Annotated in this window: 5 protein-coding genes; 1 reads left to right on the plus strand and 4 read right to left on the minus strand. The window is 76.3% G+C overall.

Annotation, left to right across the window (positions count from 1 at the left end; genetic code table 11):
- From VF468_05410 to VF468_05425, 4 genes are all read right to left on the minus strand, one after another.
- Positions 1-292, minus strand: a 292-nt coding sequence (locus VF468_05410) for a hypothetical protein (protein ID HEX5877749.1), incomplete at its 3' end; no start/stop codon positions are given.
- A gap of 60 nt (positions 293-352) precedes the next feature.
- Entirely contained in the window at positions 353-1,387 is a 1,035-nt protein-coding gene (locus VF468_05415) for a D-2-hydroxyacid dehydrogenase family protein (protein ID HEX5877750.1), read from the minus strand.
- A complete protein-coding gene (gene prpB / locus VF468_05420) occupies positions 1,387-2,295 on the minus strand; it encodes a methylisocitrate lyase (protein HEX5877751.1) in 909 nt (302 codons plus the stop codon). The genes VF468_05415 and prpB overlap by 1 nt, the downstream gene beginning before the upstream one ends.
- A complete protein-coding gene (locus VF468_05425; GenBank protein ID HEX5877752.1) occupies positions 2,295-3,797 on the minus strand; it encodes an MmgE/PrpD family protein in 1,503 nt (500 codons plus the stop codon). The genes prpB and VF468_05425 overlap by 1 nt, the downstream gene beginning before the upstream one ends.
- A 19-nt stretch (positions 3,798-3,816) precedes the next feature.
- Here VF468_05425 and VF468_05430 point away from each other — a divergent pair, with 19 nt between their 5' ends.
- The gene (locus VF468_05430) at positions 3,817-4,989 is read left to right on the plus strand and encodes a pyridoxal phosphate-dependent aminotransferase (protein ID HEX5877753.1); all 1,173 of its coding nucleotides are present in this window, start codon (positions 3,817-3,819) and stop codon (positions 4,987-4,989) included.
- The last annotated feature ends 173 nt before the right edge of the window (positions 4,990-5,162 follow it).

A 5,162-nucleotide genomic window follows, 5' to 3' on the forward strand; every position in this document is an offset into this window, starting at 1 on the left:
GGCGGTCGGTGGCCACGCCCTTGGCCCGGGCGTCGGCGGCCAGGCGGCCCTTGGTGGCGGCCGACCCCCTGACCACCATGGCGTTGATCTGGGGGATGGTCCGGACGACCTTGGCGCCGTCGGCGACCGCCTTGGCGCGCAGGGCCCCGAGGTCGGCGGCGCTGCGGGCCACCACCAGGTAGCGGCCGGACGCCTCGGCGGGGGCGGCGGATGACGGGGCGGCGAGCAGCGCCGCCAGCACGCTCAGGATGGCCACCACGGCCCCAACGCGGACCACGGTCCTTGGCTGCACGCGCCCCACTCCCCTTTCGGAAGCTCGCGCCCCGGCGGCCGTCGCCGCCCGGCTGATGCCCTAATGATCCGAAATGCCGGATCTTCTGACAAGACCGCCGAGGCGGGTTCGGGGGACCTCGGCCGCCGACGGGTCGAGGACCTCCGCGGCCGGGAGGCGGCCGTCCAGCCAGGCGGCGAGCTGCTCGGCGGCGATCTCGGCCCACTCGGCGAACACCTCCTCGACCTTCCAGCCGATGTGGGGAGTGAGGACCACGTTGGGGGCGGTCCGCAGGGGGTGGTCGGCCGGGAGGGGCTCGGTGGCGAACACGTCAAGGCCGGCCCCGGCCAGGGGGCCGCTGCGGAGGGCGTCGAGCAGGGCCGGCTCGTCGACGATGGCCCCGCGGGCGGTGTTGACCAGGATCGCCCCGGGCCGCAGGCGGGCCAGGCGGTCGCGGTCCAGCAGCCCGGTGGAGTCCGGCGACAGCTTCAGGTGGACCGAGACCACGTCGGAGCGGGCCAGCAGGTCGTCGAGGGGCAGCCGCTCGGCCACCGGCTCGTCGTCGGCGTAGGCCCGTCCCGGGTCGCGGTCCCAGGCGAGCACGACCATGCCGAAGGCGGCGGCGATCCTGGCCACCGGCCGGCCGTGGCGGCCGAGGCCGAGGATGCCGAGGGTCCGCCCGGCCAGGGTGCCGCCCATGGCCTCCGGCCACCCGCCGGCGGCCAGCTCGGCGGCCAGGGGGTGGATGCGGCGGAGCACGGCCAGCATCAGCCCGAAGGTGAGCTCGGGCACCGAGGCCGAGGCCATCCGGGCCCGGCGGCTGAGGGCGACCACGATCCCCCGCCCGGTGGCCGCCTCCTGGTCGACGTGGTAGGCGTGGCCGCCCGTCTGGAGGACCAGTTCGAGCTCGGGGAGCCGGTCGAGCAGGGCGGCGTCGAGCCGGGTCCGCTCGCGGATGGCCAGCAGCACCCGCACGCCGCCCAGGAGGCCGGTGTCGGCGTCGCCGAGGGGCCGGTCGAGCACGGTCACCTCGGCCAGCTCCCGCAGCCGGTCCATGGCCGGGGCGCCGGCGATCCGGCCCTCGTAGTCGTCCAGCACCAGCAGCCGCGGCGCCATCAGGTCCCCTTCTCGAAGTTGTAGACGTCCTGGTCGAAGGCGGCGTAGTCGCCGTAGCCGAGCAGCTCGTACAGCCGGGCCCGGGTCTGCATGCGGTCGACCAGGCCGGCCTGGGTGCCGTCGTCGCGCAGCCGGCGCAGCCCCTCCTCGACCGCCCCCATGGCCAGGCGCAGCCCGGTCACCGGGTAGATGACCAGGTTGACCCCGAGGTCGGCCAGGGTGCGGGCGTCCAGCAGCTTGGACTTGCCGAACTCGGTCATGTTGGCCAGCAGGGGCACGTCCACGGCCCGCCGGACGGCCTCGAACTCGCGCTCGTCGGCCAGCGCCTCGGGGAACAGCATCTCGGCCCCGGCGTCGACGTAGGCGCGGGCCCGCTCCAGCATCGCGTCAAGGCCCTCGACCGCCCGGGCGTCGCTGCGGGCGACGATCAGGAAGCCCGGGTCGCGGCGGGCGGCCACCGCCGCCTGGATCCGGCGGACCATGTCGGCCGCCGGCACGACCTCCTTGCCGTCCAGGTGGCCGCAGCGCTTGGGGTTGACCTGGTCCTCCAGGTGGCAGCCGGCCAGGCCGAGGTCGTCCAGCTCGGCCACGGTCCGGGCCGCGTTCAGGGGCTCGCCGAAGCCGGTGTCGGCGTCGGCCAGCACCGGCAGGCGGGTCGCGGCGGCGATCTGGCGGGCCCGCTGGCCGACCTCGGTCATGGTGGTGAGCCCGACGTCGGGCAGGCCGAGGTCGGCCGCGACCACCGCCCCGGACACGTACGCCCCGTCGAAGCCCAGCTCCTCGACCAGCCGGGCGACCAGCGGCGAGAACGCCCCGGGCATGCGCAGCAGCCGCCCCGAGGCCAGCCCGGCCCGCAGGGCGGCCCGCTTGCCGGCCGCCGGGACCGGGGCCATGGCCGGGAACGGCATCAGAAGATCCCCCGCCGGTCGGGGGCCGCCCCGGCCAGGTGGGCGGCGGCGACGGTGAGGCCGCCCAGCTCACCCGGGTCGAGCTCGCCCAGCCGCTCGACCAGGCCCGCGAACCGGTCCAGCTCGGCCGCCGCGACGATCCCGTCGGCCAGGGTGGCCAGCTTGCCCAGGTAGTCGGGGCGGGCGAACGGGGCCGCGCCCAGGGGGTGGGCGTCGGCCACGGCGAGCTCGGCGGTGACCACCTCGCCGCCGGCCAGGTGGACCTCGGCCCGGCCGCCGAAGGCGCGGCCGGCCGGGTCGGGGTCGTGGTAGCGGGCCGTCCAGGCCGGGTCCTCGACCGTGGTGACCCGCTGCCAGAGCCGCACCGTGTCCGGGCGGGCCGCCCGCTCGGGCGTGTAGCTGTCGTGGTGGTGCCAGCGGCCGTCCTGGAGGGCGACGGCGAAGATGTACATGACCGAGTGGTCGAGGGTCTCGCGGCTGGCCGCCGGGTCGAGCTTCTCCGGGTCGCGGGCGCCGCTGCCGATCACGTTGTGGGTGTGGTCGCTGGTGTGGAGCACCACCCGTTCGACCCGGCCGGTGTCGCCGACCCGCTCCCGCAGCCGGAAGGCCAGGTCGATGAAGGCCTGAGCCTGGTACTCGGCCGAGTGGGCCTTGGTGTAGGTGTCAAGGATGGCCCGCCGGGGCTCGCCCGGTTCGGGCAGGGGCACCCGGTAGCAGGCGCCGGGGCCGTCCAGCAGCCAGGCCACCACCCCGTCCTCCCCCTCCCAGATCGGCGCCGGGGCGCCCTGGCCGCGCATGGCCCGGTCGACCGCCTCGATGGCCAGCTTGCCGGCGTGGGCGGGGGCGAACGCCTTCCAGCTGGAGATGGCCCCCTTGCGGGACTGGCGGGTGGCCGTGGTCACGTGCAGGGCCTGGTTGACCGCCTGGTGGGTGACCTCGACGGGCAGCCTCAGCAGGGCGCCGAGCCCGGCGGCGACACTGGGGCCGAGGTGGGCGACGTGGTCGATCTTGTGGGCGTGGAGGTCGATAGCTCCTGTCAGGGCGACCTGGACCTCGTAGGCGGTGACGATGCCCCGCAGCAGGTCGGCCCCGGAGCGGCGGCACTGCTGCGCTGTGGCGACCAGGGGCGGGATGTTGTCGCCGGGGTGGGCGAAGTCGGCGGCCAGGAAGGTGTCGTGGAAGTCGAGCTCGCGCACGGCCGTGCCGTTGGCCCAGGCGGCCCACTCGGCCGCCACCCGGGTGCCCGGGTCCAGGCCGAGCACGGTCGCCCCGCCCTCGCGGGGGTGGGCCAGGGCCTGGGCCCTGGCCGCGGCCGGCGGGTCGCGGTCGAGGGCGGCCACGGCCACGGCCACGTCGTCCAGCACCCGGTTGGCGGCCATCTCGGCCACCTCGGGCTCGACCGGGACCGGGTCGGCGGCCACCTCGGCCAGCCGCCAGGCCAGCTCCCGCTCGCGCGGGAACCGCTCGCCCGGACGCTGCACCCGTACCTCGTGGTCGCGCATTGGCTTACCGTACCCAGTCATGGAGCTCGCCGACCGCATGGCCCGACTCGGCACCGAGTCGGCGTTCGAGGTGCTGGCCAAGGCCCGGGCCCTGGAGGCCGCCGGGGTCGACGTGGTCCACCTGGAGATCGGCGAACCCGACGCCGCCACCCCGCACCACGTCGTCGCCGCCGCCCAGGACGCCCTGGACCGGGGCCTGACCCACTACGTGCCCGCCCCCGGGACCCTGGAGCTGCGCACGGCCGTGGCCGCGTTCCTGGAGCAGACCGGGCGGCTGCGGGTCGGCCCCGACCGGGTGGTGGTCACCCCCGGGGCCAAGCCGATCATGTTCTTCACCATCCTGGCCCTGTGCCAGGCCGGCGACGAGGTCCTCTACCCCGACCCGGGGTTCCCGATGTACTCCTCGATCGCCGCCTTCGCCGGCGCCCGTCCGGTCCCGGTGCCGTTGCGCGAGGCCAACCGGTTCCGCATGGACCCGGACGAGCTGGCCTCGCTGGTGACCGACCGGACCCGGCTGGTGATCCTCAACTCGCCCCACAACCCGTGCGGCAGCGGCCTCACCCAGGACGAGGTGGAGGCGATCGCCCGGGTGGCCATGGAGCGCGACCTGGTGGTGCTGAGCGACGAGGTGTACTGGGCCATCCGCTACGGCGGCGGCCACCCGAGCGTGCTCTCGCTCGACGGCATGGCCGAGCGGACGGTGCTGCTGGACGGCTGGTCCAAGACCTTCGCCATGACCGGCTGGCGGCTCGGCTTCGGGGTCCTGCCCGCGCCCCTGGTCGAGCCCGTGACCCGGCTGGTCGTCAACTCCGTGTCCTGCACGGCCGCCTTCAGCCAGCACGCGGCCATCGCCGCCCTGGAGGGCCCGTGGGCGCCGGTGGAGGCGATGGTGGCGTCGCTGCGCGAGCGCCGCGACCTGGTCGTGGCCGGCCTCAACGCCATCGACGGCATCGCCTGCCAGGAGCCGGCCGGGGCCTTCTACGCCTTCCCCCGGGTCGCCGACCTGGGCCTGCCCGCCGCCGAGCTGGCCGACCGGCTGCTGGCCGACGCCGGCGTGGCCCTCCTCCCGGGCACCGCCTTCGGCGCCCACGGCGAGGGCTACCTGCGCCTGTCGTACGCCACCGCGGCCGGGGAGCTGCGCCGCGGCCTCGACCGGATCGGGCGGGTCGCGGCCGGGCTCCGGGACGGCTGAGCGGCACCTCACCGGCCGGGCACGGCCACGGCGCCCCGCAGCAGCGGCCTGGCCGTGCGGTAGAGGGTGGCCCACTCGGCCCGCCAGCCGCCCTCGGAGCTGACGGCGGCGTCGACCTGGACGACCCCCGACGGGTTCCCGACCCGCACCGGGTCGCCGGCGGCGGGTCGGCC

It is taken from the genome of Actinomycetota bacterium, assembly GCA_036280995.1.
Classification (GTDB): domain Bacteria; phylum Actinomycetota; class CALGFH01; order CALGFH01; family CALGFH01; genus CALGFH01.

Excerpts from the sequence above, each read along its gene's own strand:
- VF468_05415 (HEX5877750.1), bottom strand. The coding sequence starts at position 1,387 with ATGGCGCCGCGGCTGCTGGTGCTGGACGACTACGAGGGCCGGATCGCC.
- prpB (HEX5877751.1), bottom strand. The coding sequence starts at position 2,295 with ATGCCGTTCCCGGCCATGGCCCCGGTCCCGGCGGCCGGCAAGCGGGCC.
- VF468_05425 (HEX5877752.1), bottom strand. The coding sequence starts at position 3,797 with ATGCGCGACCACGAGGTACGGGTGCAGCGTCCGGGCGAGCGGTTCCCG.
- VF468_05430 (HEX5877753.1), top strand. The coding sequence starts at position 3,817 with ATGGAGCTCGCCGACCGCATGGCCCGACTCGGCACCGAGTCGGCGTTC.